Below are 23,326 nucleotides of genomic sequence, written 5' to 3' on the forward strand. Positions count from 1 at the left end.
GTGAAAGCAATGTTGACCTGGAGGCAAGAATTACAACGATATATAAAGAAACAAAAGAAAAAAGCCACGCTTCATACGGCGATAGCGACAGTGGCCACAGCGGTTCTGGTATTTACGCTGAATGCGGTGGACCGTGCCCAAGCTGTAACGGTGGACAAGGATCCGAACAGTGCGTTGACCGTGACCCTCGTCGGCGATATGATGTTTGGCCGGAATATCCAAGATGTGATCGTCCCGCGGTTTGGTTATGAGTATCTCTTTAATTATGTGGAGCCATATTTTGCGGCATCCGATTATGTGACAGGGAACTTCGAAAATCCGGTCACGAACCGCGAAGGTTATCCTGAGGCAGACAAATTCATTCACTTGAGCACGCAACCGGAAGCGGTCAAAGCGTTAAAAAAAATTGGGTTTTCATCAGTAAACTTAGCGAATAACCATATGAAAGACTTCGGAAAACAAGGGTTGTTGGATACCCTGAGGGCATTTGACGGCCAAAATGTGGATACGGTGGGCGCAGGGCGTGACTTGAAAGAAGCGACGCGCATCTCGTATGAAACCGTTCATGGCATAAGAGTGGCCGTGCTCGGTTTTTCTGATGTGATGCCGAAGGATTTCCGCGCGCGCAAAGACAAATCAGGGATTGCACCGGCTGACCCGGATGTCTTTTTCCCGCTGGTAGCGAAGGCGAAAAGCAATGCGGATCTTGTGTTGGTTCATATGCACTGGGGATTGGAGTACGACAGCGGTTACCATCCGCGCCAACAAGATTTGGCCCATGCGCTGGTCGATGCCGGAGCCGATGTGGTGATAGGCCATCATCCCCACGTTTTGGAGCCGGTTGAAGTTTATAAAAATGGTGTGATCTTGTATAGTCTCGGCAACTTTGTGTTTGACCAAGGGTGGTCCCGCACGAGGGAAAGTGTATTGGTCCAATACAAAATTCTGAAGGGCGGCAAGGAAGCCAAGTTGGAACTCCATCCGATGATGATTCGCGAAGGCCAGCCCCGTCCGCTGGAAGGTTGGACGGATGCATATCGGCGTGAAAAAATCTTCAACCAACTGACTGAAGAAATGATGTACAGTGAAAAATGGAAGCAGACTTGGACCCGTGAAGGGAATCATTTATCCCGAACGATCCCGCTGACCAGTGCGGGCAAAAAGCAAGGAACGGTTGAGTAGTGGGCCAGTCAGCTTCCATCTCGCCCGGAATGGGCGGAATCAATAGAGGGGAAGGGAAAGAAACGTGAGTAACAAAACGATGCATATCCTTCTTTCCATCCTTGTTGTGGTAGGAATGATATTCGCTTTTTCATATAAGGAGAACGAGTACGATCCACAGGTGTTTGAAAAAACCATTCGTACCAAGAAGAATTACAAGTATGGGGTTGCCGCAGCCCATCCGGAAGCGGTGAACGTGGGCATGAAAGTGCTTGAGCAAGGGGGGAACGCGGTTGATGCCGCGATCGCCGTCGGTTATGCGCTGGGCGTGGTGGAACCGTTTGGTTCCGGCATCGGCGGGGGTGGCACCATGCTGATTCACCCATACAGCAAAAAGCAGAAGCCCATCGTGATCGATTACCGGGAAACGGCTCCATATACCGGGTTAATTCCCGCGAATGGAGTAGGGGTGCCTGGGTTTGTGAAAGGGATGGAATTGGCGCACAAAGAGTATGGCACGATTCCGCTGAAACAGTTGATTCAACCTTCAGTCGAACTGGCTGAAAAAGGGTTTGAAGTGACGCCGCTGTTAAGCGGGCGTTTGCGGGATGCGCAATTTCGCATGAATGCGAAACAGATGCCCCATTTTTACCCGGGCGGCAAACCGATTCAGGCCAAAAAACTGTTGCAGCAAAAACAGTTGGCCACCACGTTAAAAGCGATTCAAACCAATGGTTCCAATGCTTTTTACAATGGGATCATCGCCAAAGATATTGAAAAAGCTTCGCATGGTGTCAAGATGAGTGACCTAAAACGTTACCAAGCGACCAAAAAAGAGCCGCTCAAAGTGAAGTATAATGATTTTGAAATGGTGACGACGCCACCGCCAAGCGGAGGGTTGATGTTGGCCGAATCTCTGTTTATCGCTGACCAAGTAGATGTGGAAAAAACCAAAGACCTGTCCGCTGACTTTATCCATTTGCTGGGGGAAGCGGAAAAGCGCGTGCAAGGTGCCCGCATCAAGAATATCGGGGACCCCAACTTTGTCAATGTTCCAGTGGAAGATATGTCGACCAAAGATTATACGAAAAAATTGTCCGCTGACATTAGTCGGGAGCAAATCTCCTTGCAATATAAACAAGTGGTCGACTCTTTGGCGGATAAAGAAGATCATGACAATACGACACATTTTGTGGTTGTCGATAAAAGTGGAATGATGGTCTCGGTTACCAATACGTTAAGTAACTTCTTTGGTTCAGGCATTTATGTCGATGGATTCTTCCTCAACAACCAATTGAAAAACTTCAGCATCTTAGCAGGTTCCCCCAACCGTGCCCAACTCGGCAAAAAACCGATCAGTTATACGGCACCAACGATTTTTTCCAAGAATGACCGACCTGTCCTCGCCATCGGCAGTGCCGGTGGGAAACGGATCACACCCGTGTTGACAGAAGTGATTTTGCGATTGTTGGAATATGACATGCCGATGCAGACCGCGATCAACCAACCGCGCTTTATCGTGGAAGGGAACATCATCTATGTGGAAAAAGCTTTACCACCAGCGGTTCAGGCTGAGTTGAAACGAAAAGGGTATACGATTGTGCTTAAACCGGCCAGCTTGTTCTACGGTGGTGTGCAGGGCATTCGTGTGAATCGAAGCAAGAACACGATCGAGGGAGGATTTGATAGCCGGCGTGACGGAGCGTTCCGCTTCTCAGACTAATGGATTTTAGTGGAGGCATAACGAAAGATGAAACGGTTAATCAGCATTCTCACCCCATTTCTTGTGATTGGGCTTATCTTGTATATATTGATCGATTTTCGGCGGGTCGAGGTGCTAAGTGCGGAAGAGAAACAAGCGATTGATCGATACCGACAAGAGTTGGTCAAGGGAACCTTGCTCAATAAAAGCCAAAATGAAGGGATTTTCGTTAGGCAGGATTTTGATCGAATCGCTACATCATTGGAGTTGCTGCATGAGCACTCCCACTATTATGTCTTTGGCCCGGAATGGGGCACCAAGTTAGCCAATCCTGCGGGTGAATTTAACAAGATAGAAGCCATTCTCAATAAACCCGTTTACAAATCCAACACGAAACACCAAGCGTTTTTTCAAGCCTTGCAGGGTGATCTTGCGGAAGCGCGCAAACAGATCGGCAAACGGTTGGGGCATGACATCTTGGACGATCTGTCCACATTGGTGTTTACGGATACGATAGAGGAAGAACGGCAATGGAGCAATGCGAAAACGATCCAAGTGATGAAAGAGCTCGGTGTGAAATTGATTAAGGAAGATACCGACGCGGGTGTGAAGCCGGCGGCGCAGACACCTGCCAAAACACAACCGAGCCATCCATAAGCTTAACCCCCTTACTATTGCGGAGGGGGTTTTTTTTATGTTCGTCCAGATTAAATGGCTGAGTTGGGAAAATGGATGGACCTGTGTATAATGTCTACATGGGGAAAGTAGATTATTGGAGTGAAGATAGATGATACCCTTAGTTGAGTTTTGTATAAACAATTTGACGCCAGATGTCTTGGAGATAAAGAATAAATTGGAACAAGACCCTGGAATCGACGTGTTGGAGTATGGCTGTTTGGGGAACTGCGGCATTTGCGCGCAAGGGCCCTATGCGATGGTGAATGGGGAAGTGATCACGGCAAACTCAGGTGAAGAGCTGCTGCAAAAAATCTATCAAGCGATGGATGAAATGGAAGTGCGGTATTGATTGCCAAAAAGGCACGGAGCGTTCAATGCTTCGTGCCTTTTTGGATGATCATTCATAGACTTTGATTTCGTTATAGAAAGTATCACGTTCAACAGCGGTGCGGTTAGCCCCCTGAATGAGCCAGACCAGCTCGTCGCGGGTAAGGGCTTGTTGGGTCAAAGCGCCTGCCGCATGGCTGATGCGTTCTTCCACCAAAGTGCCATGCAAGTCGGAGGAGCCGAAGTGCATCGACAGTTGGGCCAACTGGGTACCAATGTTGATGAAATAAGCTTTCACATGTGGGAAGTTATCCAACATGAGGCGGCTGATGGCCATTGTGCGCATATCGTCCATGGCGGAAGTGCGGCGTTTGATCGATGCGTTGACACTGCGCGGTTGCATGGCCAATGGGATAAAGACCATGAAACCGCCCGTCTCATCTTGCAACTCTCGGACGCGCATCATGTGGATGAGACGTTCTTCCAGCGTTTCGATGGAGCCGTACAACATCGTGGCATGCGTTTTCAATCCCAAACGATGAGCGATGCCATGCACTTCCAGCCATTGGTCGGTGCTTGCCTTGTCGGGGCTCATCTTGAGGCGGTATCGCTCCGTCAAGATTTCGGCGCCGCCCCCCGGCAAGGTATCCAATCCCGCGTCGATCAGCTCTTTTAACACGTCCTCAAAAGAGCGGCCGGTCATGCGCGAGAAGAACTCGATCTCGGCGGCGGTATACGCTTTAATCGTGACTTGAGGATAATGTTTCTTCAGTATGGAGATGGTTTCCAAGTAATAATCGAACGGGACCGTATGATTGTGGCCACCGACGATATGGAACTCACGAATCCCTTCCGTGTAGCGGGAGCCCACATATTCCAGGAGTTCATCGGTAGACATCGTGTAGGCGCCATCGGCTCCCGGATCGCGCCGGAAACCGCAGAAAGCGCATTTGGCTTCACAGACGTTGGTGGGGTTGATGTACATGTTTTGAATGAAATAAACTTTATCCCCATTCCGCTTCAAGTTCACTTCATTGGCCAATTGGCCGATCGTGAGCAAATCGGGTGAATGGTATAGCGTAAGTCCGTCTTCCAGGGTTAAGCGTTCCCCGTGTTGCACCTTTTCGATAATGGGGTGCAAATTTTTGTCCGTTGGGGTAATGATCAATGACATGAAGGTTCCTCCTCCCGCAACCGTTACTGAGTGCGAATTTGTGATATCGGTTTTCTTTCGACCGGGATGGTCCGGCATAAACAACCTTGATCGTATGGATAACATCATGCTTTGCGTCATTTGCTTCGTTTTGGCACCGGCTCATCTTTTTTCATAGCGGTGCCAGCCAAGTCATCCACAGAAATAATCGGCTCGACAGATGTGAAAGCTTGCACATGAGGGTCCGGCCTTGTATTTGTTGGCCAAGTGAATTCAGATCGCTATTTATTTCGATAAACTAAATAATTGATTGCAATTTCCTCCATTCATTCTAACATAAAGACTCTTGGCTGAAAATAAGGGGACACATCGGTTATGGGGGATGTTGGGACGGACAAACGGGAAAATGTTGACATTTTTTTACAAATATTCGAAACCGTTGTTTTACCGTGTCAATCTCCTTGACAATATGTTGTCTAAATGGTAAGTTTAATCAAACAATTTGTAAAATGAACATCTGATGTTCTGGTTTTTGTCAGTCTATACAGAGAAATGGTGTGTTATTTGCAAGCTGAAAGAGGGATGGGTCAGATTAAGGGGAGGAGGGCTCATTTTGGAGATTTGTGGTACGCTCGCCGAGCGCATGGAATGTGTCAGAAGGCGGATGGAAAAGGCTGCGCTGGACTTAGGGTTGGGGCATCCGCAAGTATATCAACTCAGCCAGGAAATGGATCGCTTGCATAACATGTGGGAGCAAGCTTGTTCCGGTCGAAAAAGAGAGAATGTGTACCATATCCGGTCAAATATGGTACCAACCAAAGAAGCGAATGAGCATAAAAGATATAAGGTCATGTGATGGTCGGTCAGTTGTATGATGGGATGATTCCTTAGTATACTGTATAAAGAAGGAGGGAACACCCATGATTACGTTGACTGAGCAAGCCGCTTTAAAAGTGAAAGAGATGATGCAAGGTCAAGACAACCCGGAAGCCCTGTTTTTGCGCGTGAGTGTGCAGCACGGCGGATGCAGCGGATTTTCCTATGGGCTTGGGTTTGACACTAACAAACAAGATGAGGACGCGTTCCTGGAACAACATGGCGTAAAAATATTGATAGATAAAGAAAGCCAACTGATGTTGAAGGGAACGATAATTGATTATAAAGAATCGATGATGGGTGGCGGGTTCAGCATCGACAATCCAAACGCCACCGCCACCTGTGGTTGTGGATCCTCTTTCCGCACCGCCACCGAAGCGGGCAAGCCAAGCGAATGCTAATCTTTTGGCGTTCAAGTAGAAGCGAACCAAATAATCGGAGAAGCATTTAAGGGTTGCAGATTCTGTCTGCTTTGTACCCTGTTATCAACCCTTCTTTTCCGTAATGATTAACCTGCCTCTGTATGCGTTGAAAAGCTTAACGACGCACTAAAGGAGGCAGGTTTTATTTTATCGGAAATCAATATAATGATTCTAAGCATTTATAATATAAATAAGGGGGGACAAGCCATATGAAATACTCGACGGGCATTGAAACCAAAAGAAAAATCATCGATGCGGCATTTCAACTCATGGCCGATAAAGGATTTGACGCGTTAAGCATTGATGACATCATGACCAGCATTGGAAGAACCAAAGGGTCCTTTTATGTTCACTTTAAAAGCAAGGAAGAACTGCTGTATGAAGTGATGCGTACACGCTTGGATCGGGGTCATGGTCAGATGGCAGAAGAGATTCTAAAGGAATTGTCCAAAGACAACTGCAATGTCCGAGCCATTCTGGAAAAAGTGACAGCTGAAATCCGTGAAAGCTCAGGAGAAGATCGGTTGACTTGGGCATTTGCTTTTTATCATCTCTTAATCCATTCCCGTAAGAATGAATTTGTACGTGAATGGTTGGAAACCAATGCGGATCAGTGGTCAAATTTTCTAAGCATGATCGTCAAAAGAGGTCAGGAGTTGGGACAAATCCGAACGGATGTGGATACGCAAACCCTAACCAATATGTGTATGGGCATCGTACTGGGGTATGACATTCTTTTCATGCTTAATCCCCATATTGATGTTAGCGAGGTGAATCATATTCACGATTGGATTTTTATTAATGACGATAAATCCTCTGAAAAAGACTAAGTTTTGATTCCCGTGGTATGATAAATCTAGGTGATGGAAGATGCTGTATGATGATGACCACCTTGATTTTGAAATCCAACTCAAACGATATGTCTATCTTGAGGTGCTGCTGGAAGCGTTGAATTCAAGCAAATGCTAATAACCAAACGCGAACGAACCTGTCTCCAAAGAGGCGGGTTTTACTTTATGCGAAAAAAACGGGTAAATATTGAGACTCAACATGGCAGAAGCCGTGAGATTTATGTCCGATAAGGTAGATGATTTGATATGAAAATGGATGAAATTGTTTCGGAACTAATGTAATATGTCCCTTGTGCAAAGAAAAGTTGGGAAGATTAAATAGGGCGTGTGATAAATATGTCGGCGGCTCCAAAACCGCTTCACTTGTCCTTCGGTGCTCATCGGGAAAAGGTCTTTCCACTCATCAACGACTTTTGAAATAACTTGTATATAAAAAATAAAAGGAATTTCCGGTTGAGAAGGGGTTTTTTACCTTAAGGAGGTGAGAGACATGGGATTGTTTGACCGATTTTCATCCAAAGAAGAAATTGGGAAATCAGGAGAACTCCAAGAGATTTATGAAGAACTGATTCACCTGTACAACAAACTGGAAGTGTGGGAAGGTGAGTTGGCCCAATTGAGGAAAGCGGATCAGCAGTTGCAAGAGGCCGCTGCCGTTCGGCAATCCGCGATGATGGTTTCGGAAAAGTTGAGCGAAGTTTACCGGGATGTGCAACTGATCAGTGAAGCGATAAGAAAAGATGATAGAGAAACCAGGCGATTCGTTGTTCAACATGTCGGTAAAATGGAATCAACCGCCAGAAACGCCCTTGCGGAAGCCAGGGAAGCCATCGCTTCCGAGATTGCTTCATTTAAAGGGGATCTGTCCCAACTGGTTGATCAAACGCATCGTGAATTGAAAAAGCGGATGGAAGATGAGTGGCAAGAACTCATTTGCCGTCTGGAAGAAAAGCAGTCGCAACATGATTCGGCCATTCAAGCGCTGCAAGACCAACTCAATGAATGGCAAAAGAAAAATGAGCAAATGGTGACAGGCCTAAACGCTGAATTCATGCAAAAAGAAGAGCGATGGAAAAGCCAGTTAAAACAAAGGGATCGCTTGCTGATCATCGCTATGCTGGTCAGTATCGCTCTGTCCGCATGGTCTTTATTGACCTAGGGTTACTCCGAAACACAGCAAGGGAAGAATGGGATCATATTGAAAAAGGCGGGCTTTTTCAGTACATGCTTTCCTGGACCAACTGTACGCCTTCATGACCACAATGCCCACAAGTGGCATAATGGGGACATTGGTGAGTAGATGCGTCGATCAGCCCGTCCGTTAACTTGAGGTCATCAATGGGGCGATACGGACTATAATTCTCAAACAGGTCCATATATCGGCCCGCGTCTTCCAGGGGTCGCCCACACGACGGGCAAGAGGCTTGAAAGGCGCTGAATCCATTGCAGACAGGGCAAGCGGTTGTTGATTTGGGTGTCATGGCCAACCTCCTTTTTAATTAATTTGCCTCATCCGCATAGGAACCATGCAAAAGCAAATGGCTCCCGCCACAATTGCGGGAGCCATTTCTTACAGCTTTAGGTTGGAGCTGTGTCCAGGCTGCAGTCTCGCTTCAGGATCTAAGTATTGTTTCGCGTTGTTGACGGCGGTCGGCGCTTCACCGAAGCCAACGGCAATCAGCTTTACTTTGCCGGGATAAGTGGCAATGTCCCCAGCCGCATAGATGCCCGGAATATTGGTTTCCATGCGGGAATTGACCTTGATAGCCCCATTCTCGATCTCCAGCCCCCACTCAGCGATGGGACCCAAAGAGGAGACAAATCCAAAGCTGACGATCAACGCATCAATATCCAACGTTTCGCTCACCTTGCTTTTTTTATCGACGAGGGTAATTTGCTCGATTTGTTCATCCCCATGCAGGGCTTCGATTTCACGGGGGGTGATGACGCGGATGCTGGAATTCATCATCTGTTCCACACTGTGTTCATGGGCGCGAAATTTGTCACGGCGGTGTACGACCGTTACGCTTTTGGCAATCGGTTCCAACATCAGGGCCCAATCCACGGCAGAATCTCCGCCACCGGCGATCATCACGTTTTTGCCGGCGAACTGCTGCTTGTCTTTGACAAAGTAGAACAGGCTGTTGTTCTCAAATCGTTCAGCACCGGGCAAACTCAGCTTACGGGGCTCAAAAGCGCCACAGCCCGCGGTGATGATCACCGATCTGGCGAGATGGACTTGTTTATGTGTGACAATCTCAAATAAGCGTTCTTCCTTTTTGTTTACTTCCAATACCTTTTCATCTAAGCAATATGTTGGGCTGAAGTGATTGGCCTGTTCAATCAGGTTATTGATCAAATCTTGGGCCACCACGCGGGGAAAGCCAGCCACATCATAAATGTATTTCTCAGGATAAAGGGCGGAAAGCTGTCCGCCTAATTGGGGCATGCTTTCAATCACCTTAACGGATGCATGGCGCATTCCAGCATAAAAGGCGGCAAATAACCCAGCGGGACCCCCACCGATGATGGCGATATCAGTCACCTGATTATCTGTGTGCTGCTGCGAAGTCATGCGAACACCTCCGGAATGTTCTTAATTTAATTATTAAATCTCTATTTACTTCCCTATATAATACCTTAAATCATATGAAAAGGAGTATACGATGGATAAAAAATTACCAAGTGCATTGAACCTAGGTTAAACACGGATAATGGCAAGGTTTGTGAGATAAAATGAAAGTAAAAAGCTCTTGCCAAAAGAACGTGAAAATCATATCATAAACAATGGCATGATACAATGAGGACGCTGATGTAAGACTTCCCTAGTTTGTGAGAAGCTAATCATAATAAGTAGATGGATGTGATCAATGATGAGTGTACCTAAAATCGTTATTCTGGGTGCAGGCTATGGCGGTCTCATGACGGCAAAAGGCTTAGCCAAGGAATTGAAAAGCAACGAAGCAGAGATCACTCTGGTGAACCAAAACTCTTATCATTATGTGACAACGGAACTTCATAAACCGGCAGCTGGCACTTCCCATCATGACCATGCGCGCCTCTCGATTCCATCTGTGATCAATACGAAACGGATCCATTTCATCCAAGACCGTGTAACGGCGATCAAGTTGGAAGAGAAAGAAGTTCAATTGGAAAACAATGAGGCGCTCAAATACGACTATTTGGTCATCGGATTGGGTAGCGCTCCAGAAACCTTTGGCATCAAAGGTCTCTTGGAAAATGCCTTCTTTATCCGCAATATCGCCAGTGTGCGTACGATTCGTGAGCACATGGAGTACATGTTTTCGCGTTATGCGAATGAGAAGAAGGAAGAGTTGATCACCATCGTTGTGGGCGGTGCCGGATTTACCGGGATCGAGTATGTGGGTGAATTGGTGGATCGGATGCCGGAGCTGTGCCGCGATTATGACATTCCGCTGGAAAAAGTGCGCATCATCAACGTGGAAGCCGCGCCAACCGTGCTTCCGGGATTCGACAAAGAGCTGGTTGATTATGCGGTGAAATACCTCGAAAGCAAAGGCGTCGAGTTTTTGATCAGCACGCCGATCGAAGAGTGCACCGAAGATGGCGTGATCTTAAAAGGTGGACAAGAGATCAAAGCGGCCACGGTGGTATGGACCGGCGGCGTGCGCGGGAACAAGCTGGTTGAAGAATCGGGCATCGAAACGATGCGCGGACGCGTAAAAGTAGATGAAACCTTGCGCGCCCCAGGGTTTGACAATGTCTTCGTCATCGGGGACAGCTCTTTGGTGTTTAACGAAGACGAGCGTCCATATCCGCCTACAGCACAAATCTCCACCCAACAAGGACAATACCTGGGCAAAAACTTGGCCGCATTGCTCCGCGGCGAAGAAATGAAGCCATTCAAATATATGCCGAAGGGCACCGTTGCTTCCCTTGGCCGCAAAGAAGCCATTGGAGTAGTGGGCAACAAAAAATTGAAGGGTGGAGCGGCAGCGTTCATGAAAAAAGTGATCGACTTGCGTTGGTTCTACCTGTTGGGCGGCTTTTCTTTGGTGTTGCGGAAAGGCAAACTGTAAAAAGTGAAGACCCTTCTTGAGAGGGGTCTTTTTATTTTTTGTTTAACCATGCATTTATTCGAAAACAGTAGCAATAGATTGTTAATACCACATACATCCGTTATAATAAGAATATATCCATCTATATGGATGTTTATTTATTCATTAGCATCATATATAATGTTCAGAAAATGAAAACTAGGAGGGGAATATAAATGATTCGGTCTAATTATTATGAGACGGATGTATGCACCTATTGTGAGGGAGATGGATACGTCACTTTGCTCCTTGGCGGTTCGGAAACGTGTTATGCTTGCAAAGGGAGCGGACATAAAAAATCGAATCACTCTAAAACCGAATCGGTTTCTTAAAATATGCTGAAGATTCATAATGTTATAACAAAATGATTGGAGTCCCGTATCCCGGGACTTTTGATTTTACAGCGTATTTAACGCATCCGTGATTTCCGGATGATTAATGCAGGTGAACATGGGTACGTCACGAAGAGTATAGCGGCTTGCTTCCGTCTCGCGCAGTTCTTGCACAAGGTTTAAGAAGTCTTTGGGATCATCGGTTTCAAAGGCGACGACAAACTCTTGATCGTCGATGCCGAAACTATAGGTTGTATTCAATTTGACGGATGGATATTTGCTACCCACTTGGATGTGCTCGTCCATCATCCCTTGGCGGGCAGGGAAAGAAAGTTGGTACCAATCGCGAGTTTTCACGAATGGATAGATGAACAGATATTTGCTGCGGCCCGGAATGATATGGGTGCGTGGGTTTTGATGTTCCGGATCCATCTTGTCAACATAGACACTGCGCTTGGTCAAAGAGAGATAAGAATATGTGATGGTTAAGTATTTACCCAAACCGGTGCGCATCAGCTGGCTGGTCATCTCTTGGAACGTTTCCAATTCGTTGGCGATCCGCCAGAGCATCAACTCGGCATCAGCCCGAATTCCCACCAGGGAATATGATAAGACAAACATGCCAGGGTGATTTTGGTATTCTTTCACAACCGCCGCAAACTCCTCTTTCCCTTTTTGTTGCTCGGCATCGCTTAGACGGCGCCATGCCGGATCTACTTTGAAAAAGGTAAAATTAACGAATTGTGTTGGGAGTGTTGGGCGTTTGGGTGCTTCTTCGCCTGATTGTGCCCTCGGTCTTCCCGCGAAGGAAGGTCTGCCTTGTGGACGCATACGAAAGTCCTCCTTTTGCTTAATCCAGTCTTTATTGTAGCGAAAGAGAACAGAAAGAAGCAAATCACTTCAACAAATCGCCAACATTTGACTCTTACATTGACCAATCGGTTTATTTTCAGTACAATGAGTGGGGATTTTTAGTGATGACGGAGGCGGTTAACTTGTATCTCGCCCAGTTAATTATTTCCATTCCTTTGCTCTTTGTGCTGTTTTTTGGAATCGGATTTATCTTAAACATGATCTTAAAGACCACATGGCTTCCTCTGGTTATCTTTTTCGGAGTTGCGCTGTATGTGGGCAAAGATGTGCATCAAATCTTCACCGTTGTCAACGCGGTACTCTTCTTTTCGGGACTGGCGGGCGCGATCGGCGGCGTCTGGACGATCAAAACGTTGCGCGAAAAAGGATACCGTATGTTCTAATTGGCATGGAAGTCCGGAACCTCATGTGGTTTCGGATTTTTTTCTATGGAGGGTTGCGGATGATGCTCATTGTCGTCAATCAAGGGGCTGGGCGGGGAAAAGGGCGGTTTGTCTGGCGCCAAATCAAAGACCGCTTGGATGAACAGAATCAACCGTATCAAGTGCTATACACGAAACCGCATGTTCGTGTCGTCGATGAACTTTCAAGGGTGCTCGCTGGTAGTCATGTTGACCGCGTGGTCGCGGTCGGCGGTGATGGCACATTTAGTGAAGTGGCGGAGGCGTTGGCGTCGACCGGGATTTCACTTGGATTGATCCCGGCGGGCACAGGCAATGACATTGCACGGGCCTTACAGATTCCTTCAGAGCCAGAGGCCGCCCTGCGGAGGGTGTTCTCGAACCAACCACAAACCATCGATATGGCCAGACTTAAAGAACGAACCATGTTGGGCTTTGCTGGGATGGGGTTTGATGCCGCTGTTGCCGACGCGGTGAATCGCGGCAAATCGAAACACTGGTTGGGATCGTTGGTCTATGGTGTGACGGCGGTTCGGATGCTGCGACAGTTTAAGCCATCCCGGGTCACGTTGAGGGTCGATGGTCAGGAGTGGGTGTATGAGGCTGTTTGGATGGTGGCTGCCTGCAACACGTCACAATTTGGCGGTGGCATGAAGATATGCCCTCACGCGTCCCCGAATGATGGCACATTGGATGTTTGTGTGGTCAAAGAGTTAACCGTTTGTGAATTCTTGCGAATATTCCCATCCGTTTACCGTGGAAAGCATGTGAACCATCCCGCTGTCGCTTTTCATCGGGGATGTGAGATTGGGATTCGGGCGGAAGAGCCGTTTTTAACGCACATCGATGGCGATCTCGCCGGTGGTGGCTTGGAGCAGATACAACTGTTGCCGCGGGCGCTCTCGATATTGTGATTAAAGCTTTAAACGTGTGTCAGCATACGGGTCGTCCTCGTTGGGAGCGCGAAAGTGATCAGGATAAAGCAAATGGGCCACTTGCTTGACTCCCAACAGCAGACGGGGGGATGGCCGACAAAACCACCCTTCCTCCAGGATATGAATGTTTTTCTCTTCCGCGAGGGGCGTTCCGCGCCAAGCTGGACGGGAAGTGAAAAAAGTTGACTTGATTCGTTCGCGTGGAATGCCGGTCCATGTGACCAACACGTGATCGGGGCACCGACTGGCCACTTCGCTCCAGTCCGTTTGCACGCTTTCCGCATCATGATCCCCATAGATGTTGGTAGCCCCTACAATGTGGCATAGCTCTGTTAGCCAGTTTTGGCTTCCGGGGGTAAAAACGGGTTTGGGCCACCACTCAAAATAGAGACGCGATGGAATGGTTTGGGCGGGAATCGCGGTTCGGATCGCCGTCAGCTCCCGCAGGAAGCGGTCTTTTGCCAACTGTCCTTGGAGGGGAAGGCCGAGCGCCTCGCCGAGATAGACGAAATCTTCTGCAATATCCTTGAACGACTTGGGATTGAGGATAAGGGTGGGAATCTGCTCTTGTTGGAGCTGTAAGATATTTTTCTCCATCCCCGGTACACTGAGGGAGGCGATCACCAGATCTGGACGGAGTGCTTTCACCTTCTCCATGTCTATATCCAGATCTGGTCCTACCCTAGGGAGGTGTTGCCATTCATGTGGCCAATCGGAATAGTCGTCCAAACCGATGACTTCCTTTTGCAAACCCAAGAAATACAGCATTTCCGTATTGCTTGGACAGATGGATAGGATGCGTTTCATACCATTCAACACCTCTTGGCTTCGATTTTTGTCAATACCAAAGAAAATACATCAAAATGGCAATGAGCACTCCAAACCAAGCTCCAGTAAACACTTCGATCGGCTTATGGCCCAAAATTTCCTTTAACTTGATTCGTGTTTCGGCGGACGGCTTTTCGTTTAGATGGCGGATCTCACGCAACAGCAGGGAGAAGTCTTCCGCCAATTGATTCAATACCTGGGCATGCATCCCGGCTTGTCTGCGTACACCTGTCGCATCATACATCACGATGATCCCGAAGATCGTGGCGATGGCGAAAGAGGGGGAGTGCCAGCCCGAAGTCAACCCGATGGAAGTAGCGAGGGAAGTAACGGCAGAGGTATGACCGCTGGGCATGCCTCCCGAGCTATAAGCCCAGTTCCAGTCCCACTCGCGTGTGATGGTATAGTTCCATGGCACTTTTAATAATTGTGCAAGTGTAATTGCGACAAGTGATGTCCAGAGGGGAAAGTTGTGTGCCAGTTGTTCCAGCATCGATCTGGGTCACCCTTTCTCAGAAGTGCGATAAACGGATTTGATTTATTAAGGCAATGGATTGAAAAAGCGGTTGCAAGGGAAGTGAGCAAATAGCTCTCTCTTACTTTCTTCCCTTATGTTAGGGATTTGCAATTGGGAATCCTCCCCATTTTATGGGAGGAACTGTCGCCACGTAAAATGATACTTGTCACGTGGGAAAGGTCCACAAACATTTCCATTGGTACCGTAGGGACTACGGGAAGTTACGCTCGTGGAGAGGACTCACTTAGAGACTCAATGAAATGAGAAACTCTACCGCTTGAGCGGAGAGTAGTTCACGGATAAACTATTTCATTATATCTTATCCTACCCTTTTTTTGAAACGGAGGATCCTCTTTTTGAAAAGAGGAATTACAGATTACACTATAGAATTATTTGTATGCTATTTCCCAAGGTTTAAAGGAGAAAAGATGGTTCAAGAACATAAAGTGCGACGGCAAGAAAAAGATAATTTAAAAGAAATATAATTATTTAAAATAAATATGTTCGGAGGGCGAAAAAATGAAGAATCACCTTCCGGGGCTTACCCAACTGCATGACCAGTATGAGTGCCCTCGTTGTCGGTCCGGCTTTGGATTGTTGCAAGGCAGTCCGCTTGAGACCATCCAATGTCCTGAGTGCGGCGAAATGGGTTCCAAACAATATTTTTTAACTTCCGACAGCTTGCTGTTTGAGTTGGCTTTGTCGCGACAGAAGATGGAGAAAGCTGTGTTAAAAGCGAAACTTTCCCAGAATGGTGAAGAAAAAAATTAAATTTATACTCATTCTTTTGCCCGAAAAAGGTTGTCAAAAGGATAAAGTTATGTTATATTTAATTTCGTTGTTGTGAATCGCCGAAGTGGCGGAATTGGCAGACGCGCACGACTCAAAATCGTGTTCCCAAAAGGAGTGTGGGTTCGAGTCCCACCTTCGGCACCATTATACATAACTAATCAGCGCCTATGATTAAGCTGACTTAATCATAGGCGCTTTTTAATTTTTGGTTTGTATTTATTCAATATTCATGTAATTGTTTCCGCGAATGAGCAGAATGATATTGACTTCATTTTATATCCATGTTAAATTAAGTTCTGTCAACTGATAAAGCATGCTGGGGTGGCGGAATAGGCAGACGCACAGGACTTAAAATCCTGCGGTGGGTGACCACCGTGTCGGTTCGACCCCGACCCTCAGCACCAAACAAATTACCTTGACCCATATAGGGTCAAGGTTTTTCTTATCTATATGATGTGCCCATAAAAGGCAAAAACGCCCCGCGACTGTCGAGGCGTCTTTGATGATATTAAGTGAGCGATGCAACATAATAGGAAGGACCGGAGATGCGCAACAATTCTTTTTTGTCGGGCCCTTCGTAGATCGTATCAAGGATGTGCTTGAGCACGAGATAAGCGGACAATGGTTCGGCAAGGTAATTTTCCATATAAAAGCGGCGCGTTTCGGGGCATAAGATAAATGCCTTGAGCTCTTCGAGCTGCTTGACCCGATTTTTTATCACCTGCAAGATGTCCGGTTTGTCCGCGATCAATTCGCCTTCACGCCACGTTAGGGTAATATGGTCAAACAGCCATCCCTTAATGGTGAATTCTCTTGTGTGTTTCATGGCTACCTCCTTATTCCCGCATTGCATATCTGCTTACTAACTATACGGCAAAGAAAACAACTTTCCTGCAAAAAAGTCCGAAGAAATATTATTGGATCAAGCCGTAAAATTCGGATAAGTGAGTCCGGAGCAGGACATGGCCTCATTTGCGGCGCCAGGCTCTTTTCTTGTTCATCCTTTTTTTGCGACTTGAAATTGATCACCGATCAAGAGCCAGTTTTGCGGGAAGGGCTGACCGAGGCGCCAATAACTGAGTCCGCGTAAACTCAGCTCCTTGACCAAATCGATTTTGGCTTGGATGGAACGGGCGTCTTCAAACCAAACGGTATGCCTCCGTCCCGCATCGTCCGTATAATCAAAATGGGGTGCCTGCGCGACGCGATCATACTGGATCTCAACATCTTCCCGGGCGGCGATCTCGAGCGCTTGTTGCGGATTCAGTCCCCGGGCAGGCGGGTTGCCCCTGCGGTAGGGCAATGTCCAATCGTAGCCGTATAAATTTTGCCCGAGCGAGATCTTGTTTGCCGGCATCACACTCACGGCGTAATCAACCACCTTGCGCACTTCATTGATGGGGGAGACCGCCATGGGTGGACCTCCGCTATATCCCCATTCATAAGTCATGAGGACCACAAAATCGGCAACACGCCCATGAAAGGGATAATCATGCGCTTCATACCACTCGCCGCGTTGCGCCCCGCTCGTCTTGGGGGCGAGAGCGGTCGCGACGGTGAAACCGAGAGGGCGTAGGCGACTGACCGCTTTTTCGAGAAAACGGTTATAAGCTTCACGATCTTCTACAGGCAGAAATTCAAAGTCAAAGTGGATATCCCGATAGCCGACTCGGTTGGCCGTTTCGATAATATTGGAGAGAAGGCGGTCTTGCACCTCCGTATTCGTCAAAATAATATGGCCGAGTTCGTCGCTGAATTGAGCCCCTTCCTGGTTGGTGAGCACCATGGCCAATGCCACCCGATGACGGGGGGCGATTGCGGGCAGTTGGTCGATGTCCGGGGCTTGGAGAGACCCGTCTCGCTGGACACGGTAACTGGCTATGGAAAGGTAAGTTAAATAGGGTGAAACTTGTTCCGTTTCCTGCCTGAGCTCTTCGCTCACCCCTTGCGGGGGAGGTTCAATGTAAGCGTTGATTTCCGCTCGTCTTTTTGCGGTGGGTGGTATGTACAGGCGCATTCCGACGCGTAGGCGGTTTTGTAGGGAGAGACGATTGGCTTGTGCGAGTCTGAGTAATGTGACACCAAAACGTCGCGCGATCCGATACAAGGTATCTCCGGGACGAACCCAATAGTACCGACCGAGAATGGGGATGACCAACGCTTGCCCGGGAACGAGGTCTTGCGGATTGGGCAGCTGGTTCGCCTGTTGGATGACATCTGCCGAAACAGAATAAGCTTGAGCGATTCCAGGCAGCGTTTGACCTTTTGTTACCACATGGATTTGCATAATAAAACCCCTTTCGCCGTAGACATATCTTGTTTCATATGTATGAACGGGTTGATCAATTATTCAGATCGAAGGATCTCCCCATAGCCTCTTGATGAATTTTGGAAGATGAGAAAAATAAATGAATAAACAACCCTTATATTGAATGTTTTTATTTTGCGATATATTATATTTCTTGTTGTACATATTTCATAAAGGGGCTTATTATATGAAAAAGCTAGCCATCGTCCTTGTTATCAGTTTATTGTCACTTGTGGGATGTTCAATTTTGGATCAAGCGGATGCTGAAAAAGTGGTCCAAGGAATCAGTGAGCTTGTGGATAAGGGCAACGCATTAAACAACAGTTTATCCGCCAGTGCGGACAATATGGCGCTGGATACGGCCATTAACACACTGAACCTCAGTTTGGAACAAGGGAAAGTGGATCAAAAGGCGCTTAAAAAAGTGTTGGATGAGATGAATAAACAAAAAGCGGCTTCGGAAAAAGAGCGCAAAGGCTTGCAAGAAATCGCCAGCAAAATTCCCGGGGTCCGAGCGCAAACAGCCAATTTGTCCGAAGAGCGGAAGAAGTTAGCCGACCAAGCTTTGGCTGATCTGCAAACGTTGACTGACAACGAGCTTAAATTGAAAGATCTGGAGATCGAGATGTTTGAACTGAACTTGAAATATTATGAGGCGATCGGCAAAGGAAAGGAACCGGCAGAGGACAATTATGAACAATTGGAAGCCGAAAGCAAGAAGATGGACAGCCAATTGGAAAGTGACCTGAAGAAATTCAATGATTCCTGGAACGCGTTCCATAAAGATGTTCTCGGGGAAGATACCAAAAAGCCGATCGGTGAATAAAGGGGAATCGTCACGCCAACCCTGAATAATGGCAGGGTTGGCGTTTTTCTATGAAAAAAATGGAATACATATTCCTCTCGGTTGTGGTATGATGAAGATTCATTCTTGCGTTTCTCTAATGAGACATCAGCTCCATCAATCGAATGGGGTAGATGATTTCGTTGATGGAAGCTGAAAGGGGCTTTATCTATATTGAAAACATTTCAGGACTTCGGGCTTAGCCCGGAATTGTTAAAAGCTGTTGAACAGATGGGATTTGATCAGCCGACTCCCATTCAGGGGAAAACGATCCCCCTCGCTTTGGAAGGGCATGACGTTTTGGGACAAGCGCAGACAGGAACAGGAAAAACGGTGGCGTTCGGCATTCCGCTCGTGGAAAAAGTTTCCCTTGATTCTGATGAGATACAAGGCCTTGTGATTACTCCCACCCGTGAATTGGCGATGCAAGTGGCCGGAGAATTGCAACGCTTGGGGAAAACGAAGCGTGTGCGGATTTTGGCTGTGTATGGTGGTCAAGAGATTGATAAGCAAATTCGCTCGTTGAAGAAACATCCCCATATTGTGGTGGGAACACCGGGACGCCTGCAGGATCACTTGCGCCGCCGCACCATTCGTCTGGATGATTTGCGGATGGTGGCGATTGATGAAGCCGATGAAATGTTGCAGATGGGCTTTATTGAGGAGATTGAAGCGATTATGGCGCAAGCGCCGGAGACCAGACAAACGCTTCTGTTCTCCGCAACGATGCCACCTGCGATCAAAGCGTTGGCTGAAGCGTTTATGATTGAACCCGTTCATGTGAAAATGAAAGCCAAAGAAGAGACCATTCCCAGCATTGAGCAGTATTATATCGAGATGCAACCAAAGCAGAAATTTGATGCGCTGTGCCGGATGATCGAAACCCAAGCGCCTGGATTGGCGATTATCTTTGCGCGTACCAAAAAGCGGGTGGACGAGATTACGGAAGGCTTGAATAAGCGGGGTTACCATGCCGAAGGGTTGCATGGAGACTTATCCCAAGCGCGCCGGACAGCCGTGATGGGGCGGTTTAAACAGGGAACAATCTCCATCCTCGTGGCGACGGATGTGGCTGCGCGTGGATTGGACATTACAGGGGTCACTCATGTGTACAACTATGATATCCCGCAAGAAGCGGAAAGTTATGTGCATCGGATCGGCCGAACCGGACGAGCGGGGAAATCGGGTGTGGCCACCACCTTTGTCACCCGGCGCGAAATGGATCATTTGCGGATGATCGAGCAAGTGATCCGGCGCAAAATGGCGCGAACAACGATTCCAACCATCCAAGATGCCTTGCGGGAGCAACAACGGATGGCTGTGGACCAATTGGTGTCAGTCGTTAATGAGCAAAGTGTGGGCGAATATGCGAGTTGGGCGCACCGCTTGTTAAGTGAACATGATGCCGTGGCCGTTGTAGCGGCTGCTTTGAAATTGCTGACCAAAGAACCCGACACCACGCCTGTCCAAATTGCGGAAGATGGAGGCGACTTCTTCCCCAAGAAGAAAGGATTTGGAAGAGGGAAAGGCGGCTCTCGTGGTGGCGAACGCGGAAAAGGAAAACCGCGTCGTCAAGAACGACCTGCCAGCAAGGGAAAACCATTTTCGTCAAACAAGAAAAAAGGGAAAAAGCAATCACGATAACACAAAGTAAAACCCTGCTGGTCCATCATCATCACGACCAGGGGGTTTTTTTGTGGTGTAAATGGCGGATGGTACCCTGTGCCCCATTGACCCTGTTAATATGGAAAGGTAGCCTATCTGTATGAATGGAAAATGAAAGCGGGGAGCGGACTGATGCCGATGAAACGGATGCCGACATATCCAGAGTGGTCTTGGTCACAGTCACGACACCATCTGTTTGAGGAATGCAAACGCAAATATTACTATCATTACTACGCTTCATATCCGGGGTGGCAGGCGGAGGCCCCCGAAGAGGCCAAGCGCCTGTATCGGTTGAAACAGTTGCGGACATTAACGTTGATGTTTGGTGAGGTGATTCACCGCCTCGCCCAAATGGTGATTTGGCGCTTGAGACAGGAGCGGGTCTTGCCAACCGCTGAAGAATTGCTGCATAAAGCGAGAACTTTGTTAAACCAAGCGGTGCGGGAGTCACGGGATAAGGAGTTGTGGTGGGAGGTTCCAACGAAACGCTTGATGTTGCAAGAACTTTATTATGGGGATCACTTGCCGACGGGATTGGTGGAAGACTTGAAAGAACGCCTGTCCCTGTGCGTTCACCACCTGCTGCAAAGCCGTAGCCTGCGCGAATATGGCGAGGCGACCGCGGCGGAGACGGTGGAAGTAGAGCAACTGAACAAATGGATATTGGAAGAGACAAAGGTGTATGTTAAGGTGGACTGGATTTATCGGGTGGGGGAGAAATGGGTGATCGTGGATTGGAAGACAGGCCAAAAAGAGGAGAACCATGAAGCGCAACTCAAGTGGTACGCCTTATATCTTCACCAATGTTATCATGTGCCACTCTCCCAGATTGAACTGCGGACGGAATATCTGTTGACTGGGGCATGCGAACGGATGACTGCCACGGAACAAGATGTGGATGAAGCGCTTGCCCGGATGAATGACAGCATGGAAGCGATGAAAACGATGCTGTCTGACCGTGAACGGAATGCCGCTCTTCCCGAAGAGGCTTTCCCCATGACCCAGGATGAACGGAAGTGCCAGTGGTGCAATTTCCAAGAATTTTGCTATGTGCGCCGCTAAGGCGCTTTTTTGCTGTAAACGAGTAGGAAAAGAAATCTTGATCCATATTAAGGGGGAAGAGGAAAGAAGGAGGAGACGGATGAGAAAATCAATGTTTCATTTGTTTCTGCTGGGTTCGTTTGTGGCGGTTCTCATCTGGTCGGCGATCCGTCCTGCGATGTGGACAGCATGGTGGTATGAAGCGAGTTTCGCTGTAATCATGGTTCTTGTTTTAACCGTGACCCATCGGCGGTTTCCGTTCACTCCCATCACTTATTTTTTTGTCTGGGTCGGCGCCATTATCATGCTGTTGGGCGCACACTATACCTATGGCAACATGCCCTTATTTGACCAGTTAAAGGATGCTTGGCACTTATCCCGCAACCATTTTGATCGCTTCGGACATTTTTTTCAGGGTGTGGTGCCTTATTTGATGTTGAGGGAAATTGTCGTCAGAAAGAATGTGATTCATCGCCGCTGGCTATGGGTCACTTTGGTCAGTTTCAGTTTTACCATCAGCGGATTATATGAATGTTTTGAGGCGTTCTATGCGGCATGTTTTGAAAATGATCCAGCCGATTTTTTGGGCATGCAAGGCGATGATTGGGATGCGCAGTGGGATATGACTAGCGCCCTGGCGGGAGCGATGTTCGCAAGCTTATTTAGCCGTTGGCAAGATCGCATGATGCGTGAGTGAGCGAAAGAGGAGACCGATGTCTCCTCATCCTGCGTCTTGTTTTTGGTCGGACTGTTCACACAAGATGCACATGAATACTTTGCCCAACGTTCAAAGTTGGGTATTCACGATCCGATTCATTCAGCTCGGAAAAATCAGGTTTGAGAGGGAAAAGCATCTCATTCCACATTGTACAGATATGACTGAAAATAATCATGATTTCGCTTATAATGAGTTTAGAAAGAATCCTGGTTTCACAGGAATATGAGAGGATAAGTGCATATGTTCAAGGAAAGCTGGAGCCGTTGGTTGGGCATTATCATTGTCGTGATCGGACTGGTTCTTTTTTTGGCGTATTGGCAAGCGCAGTCGGCCCAATACTCGCTGACGGGTTTATATCCCCAAGTGGCCCAAGCCACGGAACAATTGATCAAGAACTGTAAAGAACGTGGAATCGCGATTAAGATAACAGAAGGTTTCCGCTCATTTGAAAAACAAGATCAGCTCTATGCCAAAGGTCGAACGGTGCCGGGGGAAATTGTGACTTATGCGGAAGGCGGGGAGTCTTACCACAACTATGGGCTTGCGGTGGACTTTGCGCTGTTTGACGCGAAACGGAAGCGACTGAGTTGGGATATGGAGAGAGACGGCAATAAAAACGGGGTCTCCGATTGGGAAGAGGTCGCCCAAGAAGCCAAGAAGTTGGGCTTTGACTGGGGAGGGGATTGGTCCCGGTTCAAAGATTATCCCCATCTGGAGATGACGTTTGGCCAATCGATTGTGGGACTGAAGGCGACGATGAAATTGAGAGAGTGGATGATGGGCGAGACTGTGCCAAAAGAAAAAGGTGAGTGAGGCTCGTATG

Annotated in this window: 26 protein-coding genes and 2 tRNA genes; 20 read left to right on the forward strand and 8 right to left on the reverse strand. The window is 47.7% G+C overall.

The window, feature by feature from the left end:
- The first annotated feature begins 9 nt into the window (after positions 1–9).
- From ACFQNG_RS00775 to ACFQNG_RS00790, 4 genes are all read left to right on the forward strand, one after another.
- Complete coding sequence (locus ACFQNG_RS00775; protein WP_379862886.1) at positions 10–1,182, forward strand: CapA family protein; 1,173 nt, start codon at positions 10–12, stop codon at positions 1,180–1,182.
- 64 nt (positions 1,183–1,246) lie between these two features.
- Positions 1,247–2,884 (forward strand): gamma-glutamyltransferase, encoded by a 1,638-nt coding sequence (gene ggt, locus ACFQNG_RS00780; protein ID WP_379862887.1) that lies wholly within the window; start codon positions 1,247–1,249, stop codon positions 2,882–2,884.
- 27 nt (positions 2,885–2,911) lie between these two features.
- Complete coding sequence (locus tag ACFQNG_RS00785) at positions 2,912–3,520, forward strand: hypothetical protein (protein WP_379862888.1); 609 nt, start codon at positions 2,912–2,914, stop codon at positions 3,518–3,520.
- A 130-nt stretch (positions 3,521–3,650) separates the two neighbouring features.
- Positions 3,651–3,890: a YuzB family protein gene (locus ACFQNG_RS00790; RefSeq protein ID WP_379862889.1), complete on the forward strand. Its 240-nt coding sequence runs from the start codon at positions 3,651–3,653 to the stop codon at positions 3,888–3,890.
- A 48-nt stretch (positions 3,891–3,938) separates the two neighbouring features.
- Here ACFQNG_RS00790 and mqnE read toward each other — a convergent pair whose 3' ends face one another.
- A complete protein-coding gene (mqnE, locus tag ACFQNG_RS00795) occupies positions 3,939–5,042 on the reverse strand; it encodes an aminofutalosine synthase MqnE (protein WP_379862890.1) in 1,104 nt (367 codons plus the stop codon).
- Between the two features lie 592 nt (positions 5,043–5,634).
- On the opposite strand from mqnE, the gene ACFQNG_RS00800 reads away from it, so the two are divergent.
- The 4 genes from ACFQNG_RS00800 to ACFQNG_RS00815 all read left to right on the forward strand — a co-directional run bounded on the left by ACFQNG_RS00800 (position 5,635) and on the right by ACFQNG_RS00815 (position 8,329).
- Entirely contained in the window at positions 5,635–5,877 is a 243-nt protein-coding gene (locus ACFQNG_RS00800; protein WP_379862891.1) for a Spo0E family sporulation regulatory protein-aspartic acid phosphatase, read from the forward strand.
- Positions 5,878–5,941: 64 nt separating this feature from the next.
- A complete protein-coding gene (gene erpA, locus ACFQNG_RS00805) occupies positions 5,942–6,298 on the forward strand; it encodes an iron-sulfur cluster insertion protein ErpA (protein ID WP_379862892.1) in 357 nt (118 codons plus the stop codon).
- Between the two features lie 230 nt (positions 6,299–6,528).
- Positions 6,529–7,149 carry a TetR/AcrR family transcriptional regulator gene (locus tag ACFQNG_RS00810; protein WP_379862893.1) on the forward strand — a complete coding sequence of 207 codons (621 nt, stop codon included), beginning with the start codon at positions 6,529–6,531 and terminating at the stop codon, positions 7,147–7,149.
- A 511-nt stretch (positions 7,150–7,660) separates the two neighbouring features.
- Positions 7,661–8,329: a hypothetical protein gene (locus ACFQNG_RS00815; protein ID WP_379862894.1), complete on the forward strand. Its 669-nt coding sequence runs from the start codon at positions 7,661–7,663 to the stop codon at positions 8,327–8,329.
- A gap of 58 nt (positions 8,330–8,387) precedes the next feature.
- Here the strand turns inward: ACFQNG_RS00815 and ACFQNG_RS00820 are convergent, their stop codons facing one another.
- Together ACFQNG_RS00820 and ACFQNG_RS00825 are read right to left on the reverse strand one after the other, a co-directional pair.
- Positions 8,388–8,651: a hypothetical protein gene (locus tag ACFQNG_RS00820; protein ID WP_379862895.1), complete on the reverse strand. Its 264-nt coding sequence runs from the start codon at positions 8,649–8,651 to the stop codon at positions 8,388–8,390.
- Between the two features lie 89 nt (positions 8,652–8,740).
- Positions 8,741–9,745: an NAD(P)/FAD-dependent oxidoreductase gene (locus tag ACFQNG_RS00825; RefSeq protein ID WP_379862896.1), complete on the reverse strand. Its 1,005-nt coding sequence runs from the start codon at positions 9,743–9,745 to the stop codon at positions 8,741–8,743.
- Positions 9,746–10,043: 298 nt separating this feature from the next.
- Between ACFQNG_RS00825 and ACFQNG_RS00830 the strand changes: the two genes are divergently transcribed.
- Together ACFQNG_RS00830 and ACFQNG_RS00835 are read left to right on the forward strand one after the other, a co-directional pair.
- Positions 10,044–11,231 carry an NAD(P)/FAD-dependent oxidoreductase gene (locus tag ACFQNG_RS00830; RefSeq protein ID WP_379862897.1) on the forward strand — a complete coding sequence of 396 codons (1,188 nt, stop codon included), beginning with the start codon at positions 10,044–10,046 and terminating at the stop codon, positions 11,229–11,231.
- Between the two features lie 194 nt (positions 11,232–11,425).
- Positions 11,426–11,581 carry a YuiA family protein gene (locus ACFQNG_RS00835; protein ID WP_379862898.1) on the forward strand — a complete coding sequence of 52 codons (156 nt, stop codon included), beginning with the start codon at positions 11,426–11,428 and terminating at the stop codon, positions 11,579–11,581.
- 66 nt (positions 11,582–11,647) lie between these two features.
- Here the strand turns inward: ACFQNG_RS00835 and ACFQNG_RS00840 are convergent, their stop codons facing one another.
- Entirely contained in the window at positions 11,648–12,412 is a 765-nt protein-coding gene (locus ACFQNG_RS00840; protein ID WP_379862899.1) for a chlorite dismutase family protein, read from the reverse strand.
- 146 nt (positions 12,413–12,558) lie between these two features.
- Here ACFQNG_RS00840 and ACFQNG_RS00845 point away from each other — a divergent pair, with 146 nt between their 5' ends.
- Both ACFQNG_RS00845 and ACFQNG_RS00850 read left to right on the forward strand, forming a co-directional pair.
- Positions 12,559–12,837, forward strand: coding sequence for a YuiB family protein (locus tag ACFQNG_RS00845; RefSeq protein ID WP_379862900.1), 279 nt, complete (start codon positions 12,559–12,561; stop codon positions 12,835–12,837).
- Between the two features lie 59 nt (positions 12,838–12,896).
- Complete coding sequence (locus tag ACFQNG_RS00850; RefSeq protein WP_379862901.1) at positions 12,897–13,769, forward strand: diacylglycerol/lipid kinase family protein; 873 nt, start codon at positions 12,897–12,899, stop codon at positions 13,767–13,769.
- Here the strand turns inward: ACFQNG_RS00850 and ACFQNG_RS00855 are convergent, their stop codons facing one another.
- Together ACFQNG_RS00855 and ACFQNG_RS00860 are read right to left on the reverse strand one after the other, a co-directional pair.
- A complete protein-coding gene (locus ACFQNG_RS00855) occupies positions 13,770–14,597 on the reverse strand; it encodes a cobalamin-binding protein (RefSeq protein ID WP_379862902.1) in 828 nt (275 codons plus the stop codon).
- A 31-nt stretch (positions 14,598–14,628) separates the two neighbouring features.
- On the reverse strand, positions 14,629–15,111 hold the full coding sequence (locus tag ACFQNG_RS00860) for a divergent PAP2 family protein (protein WP_379862903.1): 483 nt from the start codon (positions 15,109–15,111) through the stop codon (positions 14,629–14,631).
- Positions 15,112–15,654: 543 nt separating this feature from the next.
- Between ACFQNG_RS00860 and ACFQNG_RS00865 the strand changes: the two genes are divergently transcribed.
- The 3 genes from ACFQNG_RS00865 (at position 15,655) to ACFQNG_RS00875 (ending at position 16,331) form a co-directional block, all read left to right on the forward strand.
- Positions 15,655–15,906, forward strand: coding sequence for a hypothetical protein (locus ACFQNG_RS00865; RefSeq protein WP_379862904.1), 252 nt, complete (start codon positions 15,655–15,657; stop codon positions 15,904–15,906).
- A gap of 79 nt (positions 15,907–15,985) precedes the next feature.
- Positions 15,986–16,071: transfer RNA gene (locus ACFQNG_RS00870), tRNA-Leu, on the forward strand.
- Between the two features lie 171 nt (positions 16,072–16,242).
- Positions 16,243–16,331: transfer RNA gene (locus tag ACFQNG_RS00875), tRNA-Leu, on the forward strand.
- Positions 16,332–16,435: 104 nt separating this feature from the next.
- Here ACFQNG_RS00875 and ACFQNG_RS00880 read toward each other — a convergent pair.
- On the reverse strand, positions 16,436–16,753 hold the full coding sequence (locus ACFQNG_RS00880) for a hypothetical protein (RefSeq protein ID WP_379862905.1): 318 nt from the start codon (positions 16,751–16,753) through the stop codon (positions 16,436–16,438).
- A gap of 171 nt (positions 16,754–16,924) precedes the next feature.
- A complete protein-coding gene (locus tag ACFQNG_RS00885) occupies positions 16,925–18,214 on the reverse strand; it encodes a LysM peptidoglycan-binding domain-containing protein (RefSeq protein ID WP_379862906.1) in 1,290 nt (429 codons plus the stop codon).
- 208 nt (positions 18,215–18,422) lie between these two features.
- Between ACFQNG_RS00885 and ACFQNG_RS00890 the strand changes: the two genes are divergently transcribed.
- From ACFQNG_RS00890 to ACFQNG_RS00910, 5 genes are all read left to right on the forward strand, one after another.
- The gene (locus ACFQNG_RS00890; RefSeq protein ID WP_379862907.1) at positions 18,423–19,061 is read left to right on the forward strand and encodes a hypothetical protein; all 639 of its coding nucleotides are present in this window, start codon (positions 18,423–18,425) and stop codon (positions 19,059–19,061) included.
- Positions 19,062–19,253: 192 nt separating this feature from the next.
- Complete coding sequence (gene cshA / locus ACFQNG_RS00895; protein WP_379862908.1) at positions 19,254–20,723, forward strand: degradosome RNA helicase CshA; 1,470 nt, start codon at positions 19,254–19,256, stop codon at positions 20,721–20,723.
- A gap of 153 nt (positions 20,724–20,876) precedes the next feature.
- A complete protein-coding gene (locus ACFQNG_RS00900) occupies positions 20,877–21,806 on the forward strand; it encodes a PD-(D/E)XK nuclease family protein (RefSeq protein ID WP_379862909.1) in 930 nt (309 codons plus the stop codon).
- 79 nt (positions 21,807–21,885) lie between these two features.
- Positions 21,886–22,482, forward strand: a complete 597-nt coding sequence (locus ACFQNG_RS00905) for a DUF2238 domain-containing protein (protein ID WP_379862910.1) — start codon at positions 21,886–21,888, stop codon at positions 22,480–22,482.
- A gap of 261 nt (positions 22,483–22,743) precedes the next feature.
- Positions 22,744–23,316, forward strand: a complete 573-nt coding sequence (locus ACFQNG_RS00910) for a M15 family metallopeptidase (protein ID WP_379862911.1) — start codon at positions 22,744–22,746, stop codon at positions 23,314–23,316.
- Positions 23,317–23,326 lie beyond the last annotated feature (10 nt).

The organism is Laceyella putida (genome assembly GCF_042665195.1).
In the GTDB taxonomy this organism is placed as follows: domain Bacteria; phylum Bacillota; class Bacilli; order Thermoactinomycetales; family Thermoactinomycetaceae; genus Laceyella; species Laceyella putida.

What these genes read in the sequence shown, in the direction of transcription:
- ACFQNG_RS00900 (WP_379862909.1), top strand. Translation starts at nt 20,877, where the DNA reads ATGCCGATGAAACGGATGCCGACATATCCAGAGTGGTCTTGGTCACAG.
- ACFQNG_RS00890 (WP_379862907.1), top strand. Translation starts at nt 18,423, where the DNA reads ATGAAAAAGCTAGCCATCGTCCTTGTTATCAGTTTATTGTCACTTGTG.
- ACFQNG_RS00885 (WP_379862906.1), bottom strand. Translation starts at nt 18,214, where the DNA reads ATGCAAATCCATGTGGTAACAAAAGGTCAAACGCTGCCTGGAATCGCT.
- ACFQNG_RS00815 (WP_379862894.1), top strand. Translation starts at nt 7,661, where the DNA reads ATGGGATTGTTTGACCGATTTTCATCCAAAGAAGAAATTGGGAAATCA.
- ACFQNG_RS00880 (WP_379862905.1), bottom strand. Translation starts at nt 16,753, where the DNA reads ATGAAACACACAAGAGAATTCACCATTAAGGGATGGCTGTTTGACCAT.
- ACFQNG_RS00855 (WP_379862902.1), bottom strand. Translation starts at nt 14,597, where the DNA reads ATGAAACGCATCCTATCCATCTGTCCAAGCAATACGGAAATGCTGTAT.
- ACFQNG_RS00790 (WP_379862889.1), top strand. Translation starts at nt 3,651, where the DNA reads ATGATACCCTTAGTTGAGTTTTGTATAAACAATTTGACGCCAGATGTC.
- ACFQNG_RS00910 (WP_379862911.1), top strand. Translation starts at nt 22,744, where the DNA reads ATGTTCAAGGAAAGCTGGAGCCGTTGGTTGGGCATTATCATTGTCGTG.
- ACFQNG_RS00865 (WP_379862904.1), top strand. Translation starts at nt 15,655, where the DNA reads ATGAAGAATCACCTTCCGGGGCTTACCCAACTGCATGACCAGTATGAG.
- ACFQNG_RS00845 (WP_379862900.1), top strand. Translation starts at nt 12,559, where the DNA reads ATGACGGAGGCGGTTAACTTGTATCTCGCCCAGTTAATTATTTCCATT.
- ACFQNG_RS00825 (WP_379862896.1), bottom strand. Translation starts at nt 9,745, where the DNA reads ATGACTTCGCAGCAGCACACAGATAATCAGGTGACTGATATCGCCATC.
- ACFQNG_RS00850 (WP_379862901.1), top strand. Translation starts at nt 12,897, where the DNA reads ATGATGCTCATTGTCGTCAATCAAGGGGCTGGGCGGGGAAAAGGGCGG.
- ACFQNG_RS00820 (WP_379862895.1), bottom strand. Translation starts at nt 8,651, where the DNA reads ATGACACCCAAATCAACAACCGCTTGCCCTGTCTGCAATGGATTCAGC.
- ACFQNG_RS00830 (WP_379862897.1), top strand. Translation starts at nt 10,044, where the DNA reads ATGAGTGTACCTAAAATCGTTATTCTGGGTGCAGGCTATGGCGGTCTC.
- ACFQNG_RS00835 (WP_379862898.1), top strand. Translation starts at nt 11,426, where the DNA reads ATGATTCGGTCTAATTATTATGAGACGGATGTATGCACCTATTGTGAG.
- ACFQNG_RS00810 (WP_379862893.1), top strand. Translation starts at nt 6,529, where the DNA reads ATGAAATACTCGACGGGCATTGAAACCAAAAGAAAAATCATCGATGCG.
- ACFQNG_RS00775 (WP_379862886.1), top strand. Translation starts at nt 10, where the DNA reads ATGTTGACCTGGAGGCAAGAATTACAACGATATATAAAGAAACAAAAG.
- erpA (WP_379862892.1), top strand. Translation starts at nt 5,942, where the DNA reads ATGATTACGTTGACTGAGCAAGCCGCTTTAAAAGTGAAAGAGATGATG.
- mqnE (WP_379862890.1), bottom strand. Translation starts at nt 5,042, where the DNA reads ATGTCATTGATCATTACCCCAACGGACAAAAATTTGCACCCCATTATC.
- ACFQNG_RS00785 (WP_379862888.1), top strand. Translation starts at nt 2,912, where the DNA reads ATGAAACGGTTAATCAGCATTCTCACCCCATTTCTTGTGATTGGGCTT.
- ACFQNG_RS00860 (WP_379862903.1), bottom strand. Translation starts at nt 15,111, where the DNA reads ATGCTGGAACAACTGGCACACAACTTTCCCCTCTGGACATCACTTGTC.
- ACFQNG_RS00905 (WP_379862910.1), top strand. Translation starts at nt 21,886, where the DNA reads ATGAGAAAATCAATGTTTCATTTGTTTCTGCTGGGTTCGTTTGTGGCG.
- ACFQNG_RS00840 (WP_379862899.1), bottom strand. Translation starts at nt 12,412, where the DNA reads ATGCGTCCACAAGGCAGACCTTCCTTCGCGGGAAGACCGAGGGCACAA.